The sequence below is a fragment of the Kitasatospora sp. NPDC038210 genome (assembly GCF_055600605.1).
On record NZ_JBVJYK010000013.1, the window covers coordinates 67,163 to 84,086 of the forward strand.

Annotated in this window: 14 protein-coding genes; 6 read left to right on the forward strand and 8 right to left on the reverse strand. The window is 70.0% G+C overall.

Annotated features, from left to right (window positions below; all coding sequences use genetic code 11):
- Window positions 1-54: 54 nt before the first annotated feature.
- The 5 genes from ACZ7KX_RS25460 (at window position 55) to ACZ7KX_RS25480 (ending at window position 6,712) form a co-directional block, all read left to right on the forward strand.
- The gene (locus ACZ7KX_RS25460) at window positions 55-1,593 is read left to right on the forward strand and encodes a tyrosine-type recombinase/integrase (protein ID WP_470328460.1); all 1,539 of its coding nucleotides are present in this window, start codon (window positions 55-57) and stop codon (window positions 1,591-1,593) included.
- The gene (locus ACZ7KX_RS25465) at window positions 1,590-3,446 is read left to right on the forward strand and encodes a hypothetical protein (protein ID WP_470328461.1); all 1,857 of its coding nucleotides are present in this window, start codon (window positions 1,590-1,592) and stop codon (window positions 3,444-3,446) included. The genes ACZ7KX_RS25460 and ACZ7KX_RS25465 overlap by 4 nt, the downstream gene beginning before the upstream one ends.
- The gene (locus ACZ7KX_RS25470; protein ID WP_470328462.1) at window positions 3,443-5,533 is read left to right on the forward strand and encodes a hypothetical protein; all 2,091 of its coding nucleotides are present in this window, start codon (window positions 3,443-3,445) and stop codon (window positions 5,531-5,533) included. Before ACZ7KX_RS25465 ends, ACZ7KX_RS25470 begins: the two co-directional genes overlap by 4 nt.
- Window positions 5,530-5,931: a hypothetical protein gene (locus ACZ7KX_RS25475; RefSeq protein ID WP_470328463.1), complete on the forward strand. Its 402-nt coding sequence runs from the start codon at window positions 5,530-5,532 to the stop codon at window positions 5,929-5,931. The genes ACZ7KX_RS25470 and ACZ7KX_RS25475 overlap by 4 nt, the downstream gene beginning before the upstream one ends.
- Window positions 5,932-6,262: 331 nt before the next feature.
- The gene (locus ACZ7KX_RS25480) at window positions 6,263-6,712 is read left to right on the forward strand and encodes a hypothetical protein (protein ID WP_470328464.1); all 450 of its coding nucleotides are present in this window, start codon (window positions 6,263-6,265) and stop codon (window positions 6,710-6,712) included.
- A gap of 903 nt (window positions 6,713-7,615) precedes the next feature.
- On the opposite strand, the gene ACZ7KX_RS25485 is transcribed toward ACZ7KX_RS25480, so the two are convergent.
- Both ACZ7KX_RS25485 and ACZ7KX_RS25490 read right to left on the reverse strand, forming a co-directional pair.
- On the reverse strand, window positions 7,616-8,731 hold the full coding sequence (locus ACZ7KX_RS25485; protein WP_470328465.1) for a fatty acid desaturase family protein: 1,116 nt from the start codon (window positions 8,729-8,731) through the stop codon (window positions 7,616-7,618).
- Between the two features lie 7 nt (window positions 8,732-8,738).
- Window positions 8,739-9,809 (reverse strand): ferredoxin reductase, encoded by a 1,071-nt coding sequence (locus ACZ7KX_RS25490; protein WP_470328466.1) that lies wholly within the window; start codon window positions 9,807-9,809, stop codon window positions 8,739-8,741.
- Between the two features lie 88 nt (window positions 9,810-9,897).
- Between ACZ7KX_RS25490 and ACZ7KX_RS25495 the strand changes: the two genes are divergently transcribed.
- Complete coding sequence (locus ACZ7KX_RS25495) at window positions 9,898-11,037, forward strand: PucR family transcriptional regulator (protein WP_470328467.1); 1,140 nt, start codon at window positions 9,898-9,900, stop codon at window positions 11,035-11,037.
- Window positions 11,038-11,226: 189 nt separating this feature from the next.
- Here the strand turns inward: ACZ7KX_RS25495 and ACZ7KX_RS25500 are convergent, their stop codons facing one another.
- The 6 genes from ACZ7KX_RS25500 to yjfF all read right to left on the reverse strand — a co-directional run bounded on the left by ACZ7KX_RS25500 (window position 11,227) and on the right by yjfF (window position 16,713).
- Complete coding sequence (locus tag ACZ7KX_RS25500; protein ID WP_470328468.1) at window positions 11,227-11,550, reverse strand: hypothetical protein; 324 nt, start codon at window positions 11,548-11,550, stop codon at window positions 11,227-11,229.
- Window positions 11,551-11,784: 234 nt separating this feature from the next.
- The gene (locus ACZ7KX_RS25505; protein ID WP_470328469.1) at window positions 11,785-13,338 is read right to left on the reverse strand and encodes an alpha-L-arabinofuranosidase B; all 1,554 of its coding nucleotides are present in this window, start codon (window positions 13,336-13,338) and stop codon (window positions 11,785-11,787) included.
- 309 nt (window positions 13,339-13,647) lie between these two features.
- On the reverse strand, window positions 13,648-14,049 hold the full coding sequence (locus tag ACZ7KX_RS25510; RefSeq protein WP_470328470.1) for a hypothetical protein: 402 nt from the start codon (window positions 14,047-14,049) through the stop codon (window positions 13,648-13,650).
- A 94-nt stretch (window positions 14,050-14,143) separates the two neighbouring features.
- Window positions 14,144-14,431 (reverse strand): antibiotic biosynthesis monooxygenase family protein, encoded by a 288-nt coding sequence (locus tag ACZ7KX_RS25515; RefSeq protein WP_470328471.1) that lies wholly within the window; start codon window positions 14,429-14,431, stop codon window positions 14,144-14,146.
- A 55-nt stretch (window positions 14,432-14,486) separates the two neighbouring features.
- Window positions 14,487-15,413, reverse strand: a complete 927-nt coding sequence (locus ACZ7KX_RS25520; RefSeq protein ID WP_470328472.1) for an NADP-dependent oxidoreductase — start codon at window positions 15,411-15,413, stop codon at window positions 14,487-14,489.
- Between the two features lie 325 nt (window positions 15,414-15,738).
- Window positions 15,739-16,713: a galactofuranose ABC transporter, permease protein YjfF gene (gene yjfF / locus ACZ7KX_RS25525; protein WP_470328659.1), complete on the reverse strand. Its 975-nt coding sequence runs from the start codon at window positions 16,711-16,713 to the stop codon at window positions 15,739-15,741.
- Window positions 16,714-16,924 lie beyond the last annotated feature (211 nt).

Here is a 16,924-nt window from a genome sequence, read left to right on the forward strand (position 1 = left end):
AGCTCCTGACTTGTGCACGCCCGGTCAGTGACCGGGATCCGCTACCGTCCGCACATGTTGAGGGACGGGACCTGGTCGGTCCACTACAGCTCGCGCGAGCTGCCTGAGCTGGACCGGCCCAAGTGGGACCTGCAACTCCTCCCTGACGATTGGGAGTTGTGGCTGGACAGAGCAGGCATCCCGGACGGTACGCCGTTCCTGCTGTCGCCGGGATTCGAGTACGACCTGGCGCTCAACACGTACTTCCATCGGGCGAACTTCATCGAGGCACCGTTCAACACCCAGGCCAACCGTGCGTCGGCCATCGCCCGGTTCCTGAACTTCCTGCATGCCTCCAGGAATGGGAGGGGCTGGCGTGACGCGACGCAGGAGGACCACCTCGCGTTCCACTACTGGCGCCGCCGGGACGGACAGGGGCCGACGGTCGCCGGCTCGACGTGGAGCCAGGAGGTCTCGCACGTCAACCAGTTCTACGTGTGGGCCTTGGGGCAGGGGCTCGTGGCCAAGCTGCCGATCCCGCAGCGTGCCCGCAGCGCTCCTCCCGCAGGCAGCGTGGCGGCACCACGCGCGTCGGCGGAGGCGGTGACGGTTCCGGCGACGTACGCCCACGATGAGGCCGGGGAACGGATCGAGTGGCTGCCCGCCGCGTCCTACCGCCGGTGGCGGGATGTTGGCGTGCGGGGCTACGGTGCCGACGGCCTGCCGCGGGCTGGCTTCCGAGGCCGGTGGGCTTCCCGCAATGCCGCGTTCATCGATCTGATGGTCCGCACCGGCATGCGGCTGACCGAGCAGGCCAGCCTCACCACATGGGAGATGCCCACGCATTCGGGAGGAGCGGACGACTATCGCCGGTTCTGGCTTCCGGGCGCGATCGCCAAGCGGGACTCGGCCCGATGGATCTACGCCCCGGCGGGAGTGGTGCGCGACCTGGCCGAGTATGCCGCCACGGACCGGGCCTTGGTCGTGGAGGAGGCGCGGGCAGCGGACCGCTATCGCAGGATTCGCCGCCCTCTGGTCATCGAGGATCCACATGCTCCGCAGGTCGCACGCCGCACCACCGGCGCACTCGCCGGGCAGCGGGTCGACATCCGGCGGCTGAAGCCTGCCGAACGGCGGCGGCTGCTGATCGAGACCGACGACGGGCTGGAGCCCGCGATGTTCTGGCTCGGGGAGAGCGGCATGCCCATCGCGGTCTCCACCTGGAAGGACATGTTCACCAACGCCAACCGGCGGTGCGCTGACCTTGGACTTAATCTACATGGACATGCCCATCTATTGAGGCACACGTTCGCGGTCATCGCCCTTGAGCAGCTGCAACGCGGGCACATCGCGGCCCTGGCCGACCTCAACTCCGCGCAGAGACTGCACTACACGCGGATCTTCGGGGACCCCCTGGACTGGGTCCGACGCCGACTGGGCCACCGGACAGTTCTCAGCACGCTGATTTACCTCCATGCCCTGCAGGAACTGGAGATGGAGACCCGGATGGCCCTGGTCCCCGACAGCTGGGAGGACCCGCGCGACACCCCGGTCGAGGTGCTGGGTGACGACACTCCACCCGACGGCTTCCGCGAGAGGGGCGCCGCGCAGTGACCCGCCATGGCCGCGGAAGCACCGGGCCGGGCCGCCCGGCAACCCTGCCCGGAACCGGCTACGAACCGCCGGCCCGGGTTCGCGCCGAGGCGCCGGGGCAGCTCACGGTTGAGTTCTCGGGCGACGACAGCCGCACGGACACGTTCGACGTCGCCGGCCTGCCCATGCCGGGCTGGCACGCGGTGTTCGCCGAGGCGTTCGCCCTTCGCACCGGGCCGAGCGGTGGTCTGCGGACGCTCACCTCCGCTCGAAGCTGCTGGCGGCGGCTCACCCGGTGGGCCGGGTTCCTGGCCTCACTGGCCGCGTCTCCCCACATCCCGATGCAGTTGACGCGGGATCACATTGAGGCATTCCACCAGCGTCCGCATGTGGATCCCAGAACGCGGTACTCGGACATGCGAGAGGTGCGGCTGCTGTTCGTCGAGCCGTCGGTGCGCCAGCACCTGCCTGCTGACGCCTGGGACGCACTCAACCGGCGGATGCACAAGCCCGTGACCAGCGCGGTTGGCGGCTACTCGGACGGGGAGTTCGAGCGGCTGGTCGCGGCGGCGCGAACCGACACCGCGCGGATCGCTCGCCGCATTCGGTCCGGGGAGGAGCTTCTGCTGCGTATCCGGCAGGATTCCTCGCGGCTCGGCACCGAGGAACTCGCCCGCGGCGAGATCCTCGCCGGGATGGCGGCCACGGGTGAGGTCCCGGGCGGGTCGCGACGGCTTGACACCGCCGCCCAGTTGTTCGTGACGCGCAAGGACCTGGCGCCCCTGATGATCCTGATCGCGGCGGTGAGCGAACGCAACGGCGAGACGGTGAAGGAGCTGCCCGCCGAACACCGGCTCCTCGAAGGCAGGGCCGTCGAATTGACGATCACGAAGCGGCGGCGGGGACGTCGGCGCTGGTTCGAGAGGGTGACCTGGGAGATCGGGCCGCCGGGGCGAGAACTACACACGCCGGGCGGCCTCTATCTCCTGCTGCTTGAACTCACCGCCCGCAGCCGCGAGTTCTGTGGATCGTCCGCGGCATTGTGCATCTGGCGCGATGGCCACAGCATCGGCGCGAGAGGGGCCGCCGAGCACGTTGCCCCCTTCGAGCGCGACCTCTCCGGGGGCACCTGCGTGAATCTCTCCGGCTGGGCCGCCGGCCGTTCGAAGCCCGTGGCCGCCGACGCGGGCGCAAACGCACCGCTGCAGCCGCTCGTCGTCTCCTTCAACCGGATCAAGACCAGTGCCGATGCGCGGCGAGTGAGAGAGATGGGCGGCCACCTCCCCTCGGCGGCGAAGAGCAACACCGCGCAGGTTCTCTACACCAGCTACCTCAGCGCCGATGCCGCGACCCGGGAGTGGGCCGACGATGTCATGGCGGAAGCCCTCGCCCAAGCTGAACGGGCGGCACTTGAAGCGCACGAGGCCGTCTCGCGAACCCGAGGCGGGGTACCTCGCGTCATCCCCGGCCCGGCATCGCCTGCCGCATTCGAAGAAGCCGGCCTGGAGACGAGCACAGCCGCTCACCTCGCGGGCGGTGGACTCGACACAGCGTGGACCGCATGCGCGGACAAGGATCACCATCCGGCCACCGACGCACCTTGCGGTGATTCGTTCCTGGACTGCTTCCACTGCGGCAACTGCCTGGTCACCCACGATCACCTCCCCCGGCTGATGTCGCTGCTGGACGCGTTGACCACGCGCTACCAGGAGATGCAGCAGGACGACTGGTGGCGGCGCTACGGACCGGTCTGGGCGGCGGTGCGGCAGGACATCCTCACCAAGTTCGACCCGGCCGAAGTCGCCGCCGCCCGCACGGGGCCGCTGCCCGACGCCCTTCTGGACCTGGTCGAAGCACCCTGGGAGCACCCGTGACCGTCGTCCCCATCACTTCGTCCCACGCGGATGCCCTGCCGCAGGGGAATCTCTACGTCCTTCACGGCCGCCCTCTGCGGCCCGGACTGCAGCTGGACGGCACCGCACGCTTCGGCGACGACCACTGGCGCCTGGGCCCCGCGCAGCTCCAAGAGCACCAAGGTGTGCTGGCGCTGAACTTCCGCGCCGTCCCTCTCCGCTTCCGGCCGGCCGCGAAGAAGCTGTTCTACAACCTGCTGTCCGGGCCTCTTCCGGACGGGGAAGACCGCGCCGCGGTCGGCACCCTGCACAGCCACTTCACCGCCATGAAGCGGTTCCTGACCTGGCTGGACGGGCGTTGGGAGACGGACCGCGTCGCCCTGTCCTTGCTGACCGTGGACGACTTGCACGCCTACCGCAAGCACCTGACCATGTCGTGCCCCGAACCGGCCCGTCACCGACGGATGTTCCGCACGGCCATCCGAACCCTGTGGCGATGGCGGTCACACCTTGGCGATGACGCCTTGCCCTTCGATCCGTTGCACATTCCTGACTGGGACGAATCGCGCCGGGGAGAATCTGCAGAGAACTCCACCGACCGAATTCCCGAGCCCGTCCTGGGACCACTGCTTGCCTGGGCATTGCGATTTATCGATGACTTCTCCTCCGATATTCTGGCCGCCGACCGGCAGTGGCGCGAGTGGCAAAACCCGTGCGCCCCGACAGCGGAGAGGAAGATCTCTGTCGGAGCGGCGCTTCAACGCATGCTCGATGAGCATGTCGGCAACCGGACTCCGCTTCCGGGGTGCAACGGCCGCCCCAACATCAAACACATCGCTCGTCTCCTGCACTGCCATAAGAGTTCTTTGAAGAGGTACCTGGACAGGATTGAGGCTGCGGCGACCGCCGTCGGAGTTGGTCCCACTTCCTGTTTCACTACTTCGACTCAAGGCCGCTTGGATGGCGGGCCTTGGGTCGACGGAATCGAAACGCACCACCGTGACTTCTACTATCTCGGCTCTCTGGCCCGGCACCTCCAGGCCGCCTGCTACACGGCGGTCGCGTTCCTCAGCGGCATGAGAGACTCGGAAGTCAAGCACTTGCGGCGCGGCTGCCTTCGCATTCAACGCGACAGCGAGGGAAACCCAGTCCGCTGGAAAGTGGCCAGCTTGGCATTCAAAGGGGAACGAGACGTCACGGGAGTGGCGGCCACGTGGACGGTCGGCGAGCCGGTGGGGCGTGCTATCGCTGTCCTGGAGGCATTGCAGCCGCCTGACAGTGACTACCTGTTCGCCGCCCTCCCGCACTTCCCGAAATCGAAGGAGACCGTCCGAACCCTTCCGACATCCGGGGCCACGAATCTGCAGCTCAATTCGTTCGTCCGATGGGTGAACGAGTACTGCGAAACACGCGGACGCCACGACACAATCCCCGTCGCATCAGACAAATCACTCCGGCTCCAGACCAGCAAATTCAGGCGAACCCTTGCCTGGTTCATCGCGCGCCACCCCGGAGGAGTGATTGCCGGTGCTCTAGCATACCGGCACCACAGCATCCAAATGTTCGAAGGATATGCGGGCACCAGCGCTTCCGGATTCCGCGCGGAAGTCGAAAGCGAACAGGCGCTGGCCAGGGGCGAAGGATACATGGAGATGATCGAAGCTCATCAGCACACGGACCTCGCCGGCCCAGCGAGCGACGAAGCCGCTTCCCGTCTCACTGCCTTCGGCAACCACATGCGATATCACGGGAGAATCGCCCTGGACAAGCACCGGCTACTACGAATCATGAAACGCAATGACCCTGCCGTCTATCCCGGCGAGTACGTCACCTGCGTCCATGATCCGGCGAAAGCCCTCTGCGAGAAGGCCCGAAAGGGCGGCAGCGAAGGGCTCCCAGCGCACGGCGGCTGTCTCTCTCTCGCCTGCCGAAACGTCGCCCTCACTCCTGAGAACATTCTCGCCTGGCAGCATGAGCTCGCTCGCATCGAACGTCGGCTCGCCGCCCGCCCTCCGCTGCCACCACTCCTACGGCATCGCTTGAGCCAGCGCTCTCGCGAGATCGAGGAGTTCCTCGCCGCCAACAACGTCCCGGCGGTGACTCCATGAGTGTTCCTACCGATCCGCCCATCGCACTCGTGCGCAAGCGCCTCGACGAGATGCTGAGTGACTGTCAGCAGCACGGAACCCGACCGAGTGTCCTGGCGCTCGCCCGCCGACTCGGCATGAGCAACACGACCTTCCGCCGCCGCTACCCCGACATCACCCAGGAGATCACCGCTCAGCGTTCCGCCCCTGCCGAACCGCCCGGACACACCCCCAGCGGGATGGGCAGACTCATCGCCCGCAATGCCAAGCTCCGGCATCGCAACCGTGAACTCACCGCCCAACTCGCCGTCGCGGCCGCCCACATCCAGTACCTGACCATGACGAATGCCAAGCTCCAACAAGAACTCGAAGCCCAGACCCGGGTCACCCACATCGGTCCCAGGACCCGAACCCCCTGACCCGCAGCGATCACGAGAGGCGCCATGCCCACCATGGCCCCCGGAACCCAGACGGCCTCGTGCGGTCAGCGGTCAGCACGGAAGACCGTTCACAACCCGGGCCCGCACCGGGCCAAGGGCGGCGGCTGCAGGGTGGCCGGGTCGGCCCGGTGCAGCAGCGGCTCGCGGCCGCTTCGGCTGGTCGGGGCGGTCACGGCTGCGCCGGCGCAGCGCGGTGTCTGCGAGGCGGCCCGCTCGGGGTCCTGCCGCAGCGAGTCGTGGTTGTCAGTGCCGGATGAGATCGTACGAGTACGCCGGGCCGCGTGGTCCGGCACCGAGGAGGGGGAGAAACATGCGGCGTGCGAGTTTCGCCTGGGCGGCGGCGGTGGCGGCGGTGGCGGCGATCGCGGGGGCGGCTGCTCCCGCGGCAGCCGAACAGGTCGGGACGCCCGGAACGGGTGAGGTCCTGCCCTACCCGGGGCAGGAGGGGCTGCTCTGGATCCCTGACTGGATGGGTGACGGCGGGGCGGTCACCGGTGGCGCATTCCCGGCGGGTCCGCCCGTCACGGTCACCGTCGGTTGTCGGGCGGGCAGCGGTGGCGCGGGAGAGGTGCAGGTCGCGTTCACCGCGGAGTACGGCGACACCACGCCGGTCGAGTTCACCGTGGCCTGCCCGACCGAGGCCGTCGGCACGGGCTCGGTGGTGGTGACGGCCGAACAGGGCCGTTCCTTCCGCGTCGGGGTGGCCGCGTCGGCGCCGGACGTCCACTGGGGGCTCACGGTCACCCAGCCGGACGCCTGACCGCCGGGGTGGGGCGGGTCACCCCGTGGTGAAGGGGCGGGCTTCCGGGGCGCCGTAGGCTGCCGTGATCCGCGTCGGACACCGGGTTCCACGGGGTTCCACCGGGCCGCACGGGCCCGGAGGCCCACCCGTAGCGGCCGGCCCGGTCCGGCCGTGTGCCGCCCCACCCCGCCACGCCACCCGGCCCGGCCCGGCCCGTGAGTGGCCGCTCGCGAGCTGCCACGAGCTGCTGTCAGGGGTGTTCCGGAATTCACGAACACAGTGGCCGACGATCCGGCTGCGCCCTGGCTCGCCCCGGCCTCCGGCGACACCAGGATCAGGAACACTGCTCATGGCCGGGGCGGCGAGGAGTTGGTCGACTCGTAGATGACGTGGTCGATCTGGCCGATCCCGAACAGGCTGCTGGTGTTCTTGTAGCCGATGGACCCGCGGCGCAGTAGTTGCCGTTGCCGCTGGTGGTGACCGTCAGCCCGTTCTCGGGCAGCCCACTCCGCCGATGGCGTTCGCCGGTGCCGCCACGGCGACCCCGGCCAGGGCGAGGCCGGCGGTGGCGGTGAGGGTAAGGAGCTTCCTCCCGATCTGCAGGGGGAATCCTTCGATCGAGGTGTCGGTTGTCGAGGCGCCGGGGTGATCGCGGCCCATGGAGAGAATCGCCGCCGGGCGCAACGACGGCGCGAGCCGCTCTGCCGGAGCCGAACAGCCTCGAAACCATCCCGAACTTGCACGGAGCATGACAATCTTGCCATCGCCCGCTGCCGGCCCACCGGGGGGAGAGGGGAACTCGAATTGCGCTTCTCCGGCCCGGAACGGCGCGGCTGACCCCCGCGACAGCGGGGGTCAGCCGGACGGCGTCGAGGCCGGGCCGAGGACACGGTGTCCGCCCCGCGCGAGCGGGGGTCAGCCTCAGGCGGCGAGTTCCTGTTCGCGGCCCGGCCTCCTGACCTTGGGCTTCTTGTTCGGCAGCGAGAGCCGGAAGACCTTGCGCCACGCGGAGAACACCTGCTTCGGCAGCGGCCCGGTGACGTACTCCAGCTCGTACTTTTCGAACAACGCGCGCACCTTCACCGCGACCTCGGCGTACCGGTTGCTCGGCAGGTCCGGGAACAGGTGGTGCTCGATCTGGTGCGACAGGTTGCCGGTCATGAAGTGCATGGCCCTGCTGCCGCTGATGTTCGCCGAACCCATCATCTGGCGCAGGTACCACTGGCCGCGCGTCTCGTCCTTGATCGACTGGCGCTCGAAGACCTGCACGCCCTCGGGGAAGTGCCCGCACATGATGACCGAGTGGGACCAGATGTTGCGGACCACGTTCGCGGTGAACGTGGCGGCGAGCGTGGTGAGGAACGACGGGCCCGACAGCAGCGGGTGGATCACGTAGTCCTTCAGCACCTGCTTGCGGATCTTGCGGCCCACGGCCTTGGCCCGTGCGCGGAACTCCGGGTTCTTGCGGCGGCGCTTGTGCAGGTTCTTGCCGAGCTCCAGATCGTACGCTGCGATGCCGTACTCGAAGAAACAGGCGTTGACGAAGTTCCACAGCGGCTGGCCGAGGTGGAACGGGTGCCACTTCTGGTCCTCGTCGACGCGCATGATGCCGTAGCCGAGGTCGTTGTCCTTGCCGATCACGTTGGTGTACGTGTGGTGCAGCTCGTTGTGCGAGTGCTTCCACTGATCGGACGGCGAGACGTGGTCCCACTCCCACGTGGTGGAGTGGATCTTCGGGTCCCGCATCCAGTCCCACTGGCCGTGCAGGACGTTGTGGCCGATCTCCATGTTGTCCATGATCTTCGCCACGGACAGACCGGCGGTGCCGAGCAGCCACGCGGGCGGGAAGATCGAGAACAGCAGCACGCCCCTGCTGGCCAGCTCGATCTTGCGCTGCGCCGAGATGACCTTACGGATGTAGGCGGCGTCCTTCTCGCCACGGCCGGCGATCACCTCGTCTCGGATCGCGTCCAGCTCGCGGCCGAGCTCCTCGATCTGCTCCGCGGTCAGGTGGGCGGTGGGGTCGATGGCGGTCAAAGTGCTTCTACCGTTCGATGTCGCAGGGGCCCGCCGCGGCGGACACGCAGGTCTGGATGAGGACGCCCGGCTCGGCCTCGGTGATCTCCCCGGTTCGCAGGTCGCGGACGGCGCCTGCCCTGAGCGGCGTGACGCAGCCGAAGCAGATGCCCATGCGGCACCCGGAGGGCATGAGCACGCCGGCCTCCTCGCCGACGTCCAGCAACGGCGTGGCGCCGTCCGCGTCGACGGTCTTGCCGGTGGCGCTGAACGTGACCTCGCCACCGTCGCCGCCGCCGCCGTCGCCGGCGACGACGGTGCCGGGGCGGAAGCGCTCGGTGTGCAGGCGCTCCCGGACACCGTGCTCGGTCCAGTGCTCTTCTACGGCGTCGAGCAGGCCCGCGGGCCCGCAGGCCCAGGTCTCGCGCTCGGCCCAGTCGGGCACGAGCTCGTCGAGACGGGCGATGTCGAGCCTGCCTTCCGTGTCGGTGTGCACCTCGGTGAGGCGCAGCTTCTCGTCCGCGACCAGGTCGTGCAGTTCGTTGCGGAAGATCACGTCCTGCGGCTGTGGCGCGCAGTGGACCATCACGACGTCGTCGAACTCGATGTCGCGCAGCATGCCCATCACGGGCGTGATGCCGCTGCCGGCCGTCAGGTAGAGCACCTTGGCGGGCTTGGCCTGCGGCAGCACGAAATCACCGGTCGGCTGGTCGAGCTGGACCAGCGTGCCCGGTGTCGCCTTGCGGACCAGGTGGTTGCTGACCTTGCCGCCCGGGATCGCCTTCACGGTGATCGTGACGCGGCCGTCCCGGCGGTTCGTCGGTGAGGTGATGGAGTAGGCGCGCCACAGGCGCCTCCCGTCGACGTCGACCCCGATCCGCAGGTACTGGCCGGCCGTGTGGCCGAGCCAGCCCCGTCCCGGCCTGATCACGATGGTCGCGGCGTCACCCGTCTCGGGGTGCACGGCCTCGATGCGCCCACGCAGGTCGGCGCCCGCTCGAAGCGGGCTGACCAGGTCCAGGTAGTCCGACGGCAGCAGCGGCGTCGTGACCATCTCCAGCAGTTTCCACGCCTTGCTGCGGAGGGCTGCACTCGTCATGGCTCCAGCTTGCTGCGCCTCCGGGCGTAAAGTCCTGACCGTAGGACGTTAAATCTGGTCGACTGAATTGTTCGCAGGGAACAAAACCGTGAGCCATGCAATCCGGAGGGCCAGCGGACTGGCCCTGGATGAGACGACGGTCACCGCACTTCGGGCCGAGCTGAAGACCACCGCCGACGAGGTCGTCCAGGCGATCATCGACGAGGTCCCTTCCTATGCCAACGCCCTTTCGGGCCGCATGGGCGGCACCATCCGCCGAGCCGTCCGCACCGCCCTGGGGCACTACCTGGACCTCGCGAGCGGGGACGCCACGGGCGGCGACGCCGGTGACGCGGCCTACGAGCTGGGCCGGGGCGAGGTGCGTGACGGCCGTTCGATGGATGCCCTGCTCAGCGCATACCGGGTCGGCGCCCGTGTGGCCTGGCGATGCCTGGCGGCGGGTGCCGTACCCGCTGGTCTGCCCGCCGCCGAGGTCGCCAAGTTCGCCGAGCTGACCTTCGCCTACATCGACGAGCTCTCCGCCGCGAGCGCCGCGGGCCACGCCGACGAACTGGCCGCCCGGGGCAGGGCCCACGAACGCCACCTGGAACACCTGGCCCGCGACCTCCTCGCCGACGCGAGCCCGGACGTACTGCTGGCCTCCGCCCAACGGGCCGGGTGGCAGCCTCCGGTTTCGCTGACCGCGGTCCTGCTGCCCGCCGCCCAGGCCCGGCCCGCCTACCGCGCGCTCGACCCGAGCACCCTCGTCCTCGACGATCTGCCGGACGCCACCGGTGTGCTGCTCGTCCCCGACGCCGACCGATCACGTCTCTTGCGACAGCTGACCGACCGCACCGCCGTGGTCGGCCCGGCCCGGCCGTGGACCCGTGCGTCCGCCTCGTACACACGGGCCGTACGCGCGCGCTCCCTCTCCCCCGACATCCGCGACACCGAGGACCACCTGCCCGAGCTGGTCCTGAGCGCCGACGCGGACGCGTTCGCAGACCTGCGTGCCCGAGCCCTCGCACCATTGCGGACCCTGCCCGTCGCGACCGGACGGCGACTGGAGGAGACGCTGCGGGCGTGGCTGCTGCACCAGGGCAGGCGGGACGAGGTGGCGGCGGCGTTGTTCGTCCATCCCCAGACAGTCCGGTACCGGATGTCGCAGCTTCGGGAACTGTTTCCGGATCTGGCGTCGCCACACCGGGTCCTTGAGCTGACACTGGCCGTGGGTCTTCGGGTCAGCTGACCCGGTGCTTCCGACCATCCAGCGGACCGCTCGCGAGAGTACTTTCCAGAATGGAACGTAGGTGCCGCCCTGGAGGTACGTGCCGCACCTGGGGGGAACCACGGTGGGCCGGGCTGCCGATGCTGCCGGTCGGCGCCGTCGCCGGTGCGGCCGCCGGCGGGGTGTTCTGGCGGGTCATGCACCGGGTCATTAGGTCTCCAGGAGCGTGGCCGTCGGGACCCCGCGGCACAAGTCGGCGAGGAGCTCCCAGGACGGATCCAGCCCGACGTGACGAAGCATCAGCCGGTGGTGGTCGTCGGGAGCGGGCTCGGGCGACGAGCTGGCGAGGAGTCGGTCGCCCGCGGCGACGGCTGCCGCGAACGGTTCCGACGTGATCGAAGGCACGTGGGCGAGAACGGTCTGCGCGAAGCCCGCCCGCGGGTTCCACCGGCCGCCGATCGGCTGCATCAGCACGCCGCCCGAGTCGAAGAGAACGGCGCGGAGGTCCTCCGGAGGGCGGGGTCGTGTCGTCATCGGATGCCTCCGTGTGTCAGCCGGGCCGTGACGTCGGCACCTTCCCGTACGAAGACCGGGATGCGCTCCAGCGGGGCCTCGGCCTCGGGCGTCGTTCCGCCGTCCAGCACCCGGCCGGTGGCCGGGTCGCGCCGGCGGGTGCCGGACGGCAGGGCTTCTCCGTCGCGCGAGCCGGGCCCGCCACCGCCGGCGGGGCGGTGGCGGGCCGGTGCGCGGCGGTGCTGCCGCGGTGGCTCAGCCCCAGGGCTGGGCGACCAGCCAGCTGGTGTCGGCGGCCCAGCTGGCACTGCTGTCCCAGCTGTTGGAGCCGCCGTTGCCCGCTATGTAGGCCGTGTAGTCGTAGTGCCGGAGGTACTTCGTCGGGAAGTTGACGGACCGGAAGGAGGTGCCGCTCCCGCTGTTGCCTCCGGTGGGGCAGAAGGTGGCGTCCTGGGCGAAGGAGCCGGCCCCGCTGTCGAAGTCCAGGTAGAGCTCGTAGTTGTAGTGGTGCAGGAACCGCCCGGGGTTGTTCGCGGACTCGAAGGACAGGCAGGAGCTGTCGGCCAGGCCGGCGCGGACGATCCAGGTGGCGTCGGCCTTGTCGATGGCCGAGCTGGAGGAGTTCGTGTCGGAGATGACGACCTCGGTGTCGGCGTCGTCGTGGCGGAGGTAGTGCGAGGTGCAACAGGGCGCGGTGGTGGCCCGCAGGGAGATCCGGGAGCCGGGGGTCAGCGTGCCGGTGCCGGTCGAGCCACTGGTGTAGCCGGCGGCGGTGATGTCGGCCTGGACCGCGTTCTCGGTGGCGTCCGACGGGTAGCCCTGGGTCATGACCCCTTCGTAGAAGGTGCCTTGGGCCCACTTGCTGTTGTCACCGCCGATGCCGAGGATGATCGCGCCTTCCTTGTGCATCGGGTTGTAGCCGGTGGCGTTGGGGCGCGCGCCGTTGTAGAAGGTGGACAGGCCGCCCGACTGGGCGTCGCCGCCGCGCAGGGCCCACTGGTTCGGTCCGCCCTTGAGCATGGCGGTCAGGAACCGGTCGTTGACGCTGGGGTCGTTGGTGTTGGAGCCGCGGTTGACCCCGGAGAACAGGCCGTTCTCCAGGTCGGCCATGACCCAGGGGCCGTTGCCGCTGCCCGAGCCCCAGCTCTTGTTGTCGCCGAAGTAGAGGGCCTCCATGTGGCCGTTGCCGGTGTCCAGGTTGTTGGTCTCGGCGTTGCCGTAGTCGAAGCAGCAACCGCCGTTGACGTGCGTACCGTCGAAGACGGCGTACATGCCCTCGGGCTGGTCGCCGGTGGCGATGCCGTTGGTGTGGTTGTTGCGGTAGCCCGTCCCGGGGGCGACGTACACGCCGTACGCCTTGTGCCCGCCGACGGTGACCGGCGCCTCGAAGGCGTTGGCGAGGTTGTCCGGACCGCCGGCGGCACCGCCGGCAGGAGCCCGGGTGAGGTGGTTGCCCTTGCCGGACTGGTCGTAGAGGACGGTGATGGCGCAGCTGGTGGCGGCGCAGAAGGAGTCCTGCGCGGCGGCGTCGGCGTATCCGCCGGTGCTCAGCAGGCCGATGTCCCTGGTCGCGTTGTCGGAGGCACGCCTGACCTGGTACAGCGGGCCGTTGTACGCGCCGTACAGGGCCCGGGTGGTGCTGTGCGCGGCGACGCACGGCGTGCCGCCGGCGCGGTAGAGGTCGCACGGCCCCTGGGTGGCCGCCTGCGAGGTCCCGGCCGTGGCGGTGAGCAGACCGGCGGCGAGCACGGTGGTGGTGCCGGCCGCCAGGAACGCCCGTCGGAGGCGGTGCATCCACGGTTTGATCATGAGGAACTCCTTCACTGGGTGGGGTGTGGAGTGAGCGGTCCGGTTCGGCGACGTCCGTCGCCACCGGACCCGGCTCGGGTTGCCGCCTGTCAGTTCCAGGGGCGGGCAGCCCGATTGTTAGCGCTAACAATCCCGGCCGGGAAGAGGCGCGCGTGATGACGGTACGGACACCTCCCGTGCCGCAACGGGCATCACTATGGCCAGCCGCCAGGACACCGTCAAGACATCGCGCATGGACGGACGGTCCAGGAAGGGGCCGGGGTCACGCGCCACGGCTCGGTGGCGCGTGACCTCGCGGCGGGGCCGGGCTCAGGCCGGGTAGGGCAGTTCGGCCTCCCGGGTGCCGGCCGGGCTGACGTGCAGCGTGCCGTCCGGGCCGCCGATCCGCGGCTGCCAGGGGTGCGGGCTGTCGGTGGTCACCCGCAGGCGGTCCCCGGTGCGGCGCAGCCGGAAGCGGGCGCTCTCGCCGGGGCCCTCGGTGTCCGGGATCACGACGGTGCGCTCGGCGCCGTCGGCGAAGGCGTGCACCCGCAGTTCGACGCCCTCGGCCCGGGCGGAGACCGGGCGCTGGTCGTCCGCCCCGAACGGGATGACGGTGTCCGGGCGGGCGAGCAGCGGCAGGGCGTGGAAGCCGTGCTGTTCGCGCACCCAGCGCGGGCCGGTGACCTGGTCGCCGGTCAGGATGTTGGTCCAGGTGCCCCGCGAGTTCACCCTGCTGAAGCACCGTGACCTCGACGGCCTCGGGCGCGCCGGACCGGATCCGCTGCGGCTCGCCGAGGGTTGCGCAGCGGGTCGGCGGCTCGCGTCAGACGAGGGCGTAGGCCTCGGCCTGGCGGTCGATGAGGTGGGGGGTGATGCCGGCGAGGACCAGTCGCCGGTAGGGCGCGCTCTCCCGGTGGGCGGCGAGCGCGCTCTCGTCCTCGTACTCGGCGAAGACGACGAAGGCGCCCTGGTCGCGCAGGGAGCGGACCACCCGGAAGGACAGCACGCCGGGCTCGGTGAGCGCGGCCTCGGTGATGGCGGGGAGCAGGTCGGCGACGTGCTGCTCGGCGCCGGTGTCGGCGAGCCAGTCGGTGATCACGACGAGGGACACGGCGGGTCCTTCCGGGTGGGCTGGACGGTCCTGGTGAGGAGGGTTCGGGCGGGGGTCAGGGAGTGGTGACGACGATCTTGCCGCGGGTGTGGCCGGCGGCGTTGAGGCGCTGGGCGTCGGCCGCCTGCTCCAGGGGGAACGTCGCCGCGACCTCGACGGTGAGCCGGCCGCTCTCGGCGAGGTCGGTCAGGGCGGTGAGGTCGGCGGCGTCGGGGCGCACGAAGACGTAGCGCCCGCCGAGGGAGAGGACGGCGCCGTCGGCGACGGAGGCGAGGCGGCCGCCCTCGGCGAGCAGCGCCGGCGAGATCCGGAGGGCTTCGCCGCCCACCAGGTCGAGTACGGCGTCGACACCCTCCGGCGCCAGCGCGCGGACGCGGTCGGCCAGGCCCTCGCCGTAGGCCACCGGCTCGGCGCCGAGACTGCGCAGGTAGTCGTGGTTGCGATCGCTGCCGGTGCCGATCACCCGGGCACCGAGGGCGACGGCGATCTGGACGGCGAGCGAGCCGACCCCGCCGGCGGCCGCGTGGACCAGCACGGTCTCGCCGGGCACGAGTTCCAGGGCGCGGGTCAGCGCCTGGTAGGCGGTGAGGCCGGCCAGCGGCAGACCGGCGGCCTGGGCGAAGTCGAGGTTGGCGGGCTTGCGGGCGAGGGTGCGTACGGGTGCGGCGACGTACTCGGCGAAGGTGCCGCGGCGCACCATGTCCTCGCGGACGTAGCCGATCACCTCGTCGCCCGGCGCGAACTCGGTGACTCCGACGCCGACCCGCTCCACGACACCGGCGACGTCCCAGCCCGGGATCACGGGGAAAACCACGTCCATCGCAGCGTCGAGGTAACCGGCCTGGATCTTCCAGTCGACCGGGTTGACCGATGCCGCCGCCACTCGGACCAGGACGGAGTCCGGGCCGAGCTTGGGCTCGGGCACGTCCCCGTACTCCAGGACGTCCGGTCCGCCGTAGCTGCGGTAGGTGATGGCCTTCATGGGTGGTGCTCCTCGCAGGAAGTGTTGAGTCACTCGATGGTTCACATCATTAAGTAACGCGTGAACGGTAGGACTGAACAGTTGAGGATGTCAAGTAATTCTCTGCTCCGGCCCACCTTCGCCACGTCGGCGCACCAGCCGTTGCGCACGTCGGGCTGCTGCTCCAGGCCCGGGTCTGTGGCATGCGCGGCGGCTGGAGTGGCCGCGGGTCGGCGGCCGCGGCGTACCCGCTCGTCCAGCGCGAACTGCTTCGACACCCTGCACAAGCATCAGCCGCCCGGCCACGCGTGGTGGCCGGGCGGCGGCGACGCCGGTCAAGGGCGTCTCACGGTCGGGGGCGGCGGGCGGTGATCAGGCGTTGCAGGACGATGAAGACGAACAGCAGGGCGCCGATGACGATACGGGTCCACCAGGAGCTGAGGGTGCCCTGGAAGCTGATCACGGTCTGGATCAGCCCGAGCACCAGAACGCCCAGCAGGGTGCCCAGCAGGTAGCCGGAGCCGCCGGTCAGCAGGGTACCGCCGATGACCACCGCGGCGATCGCGTCGAGTTCCAGGCCCACCGCGTGAAGGCCGTAGCCGGACAGCATGTAGAAGGTGAGCAGGACGCCGCCGAGCGCCGAGCAGAAGCCGCTGATCGCGTAGACGGTGGTCCTGGTGCGCTGGACCGGCAGCCCCATCAGCAGTGCCGACTGCTCGCTGCCGCCGAGCGCGTACACGTTGCGGCCGAGCCGGGTGTGGTGGAGCACCACGAATCCGACGGCGACCACCAGCAGCGCGATGACCGCGCTCGGCGAGACGAACAGGCTGCCGAGCGGGATCCGGGTCTGCGCCACGGCGGTGTACTGCGGGTCGGTGATGGAGATCGAGTCGACGCTGATCGTGTAGCACAGGCCGCGGGCCAGGAACATGCCGGCCAGGGTGACGATGAACGGCTGGATCTCGAAGACGTGGATGACCCAGCCCATCAGCCAGCCGCCCGCGGTGCCCATCAGCAGGACCAGCGGTATCACCAGCAGCGGCGGCCAGCCGTGCTGCTCGACCAGCCAGGCGGAGACCATGGTGGACAGCGCCACCACCGCGCCGACCGACAGGTCGATGCCGCCGGTCAGCACCACGAAGGTCATGCCGACCGCGACGACCAGCAGGAACGCGTTGTCGATCAGCAGGTTGAGCACGACCTGGCCGGAGAAGAAGCCGTCGTAGCGCACCGAGCCGACGCCGAACATCGACAGCAGCAGGACCGCGGTGACCAGCAGCGGGATCTGCCCGCGCAGGCGGGTCAGCAGGGCGTTGGCCATCATTCGCCGACCTCCCGGTCGATGGGGGCCGCGGCGAGCGGCCGGTCTGTGGGGGCCGATGCGGGCGGCCGGTCGGTGCCCCGGGCCCGGGCCAGGCCCTCTACCTGAGCGGGAAGGTCAAGGGCGTCATCGGCCTGTTCCGCTCCACCGACGGCGGCTCGACCTGGGTCCGGATCAACGACGACCAGCACCAGTTCGGCGGGAGCGTCAT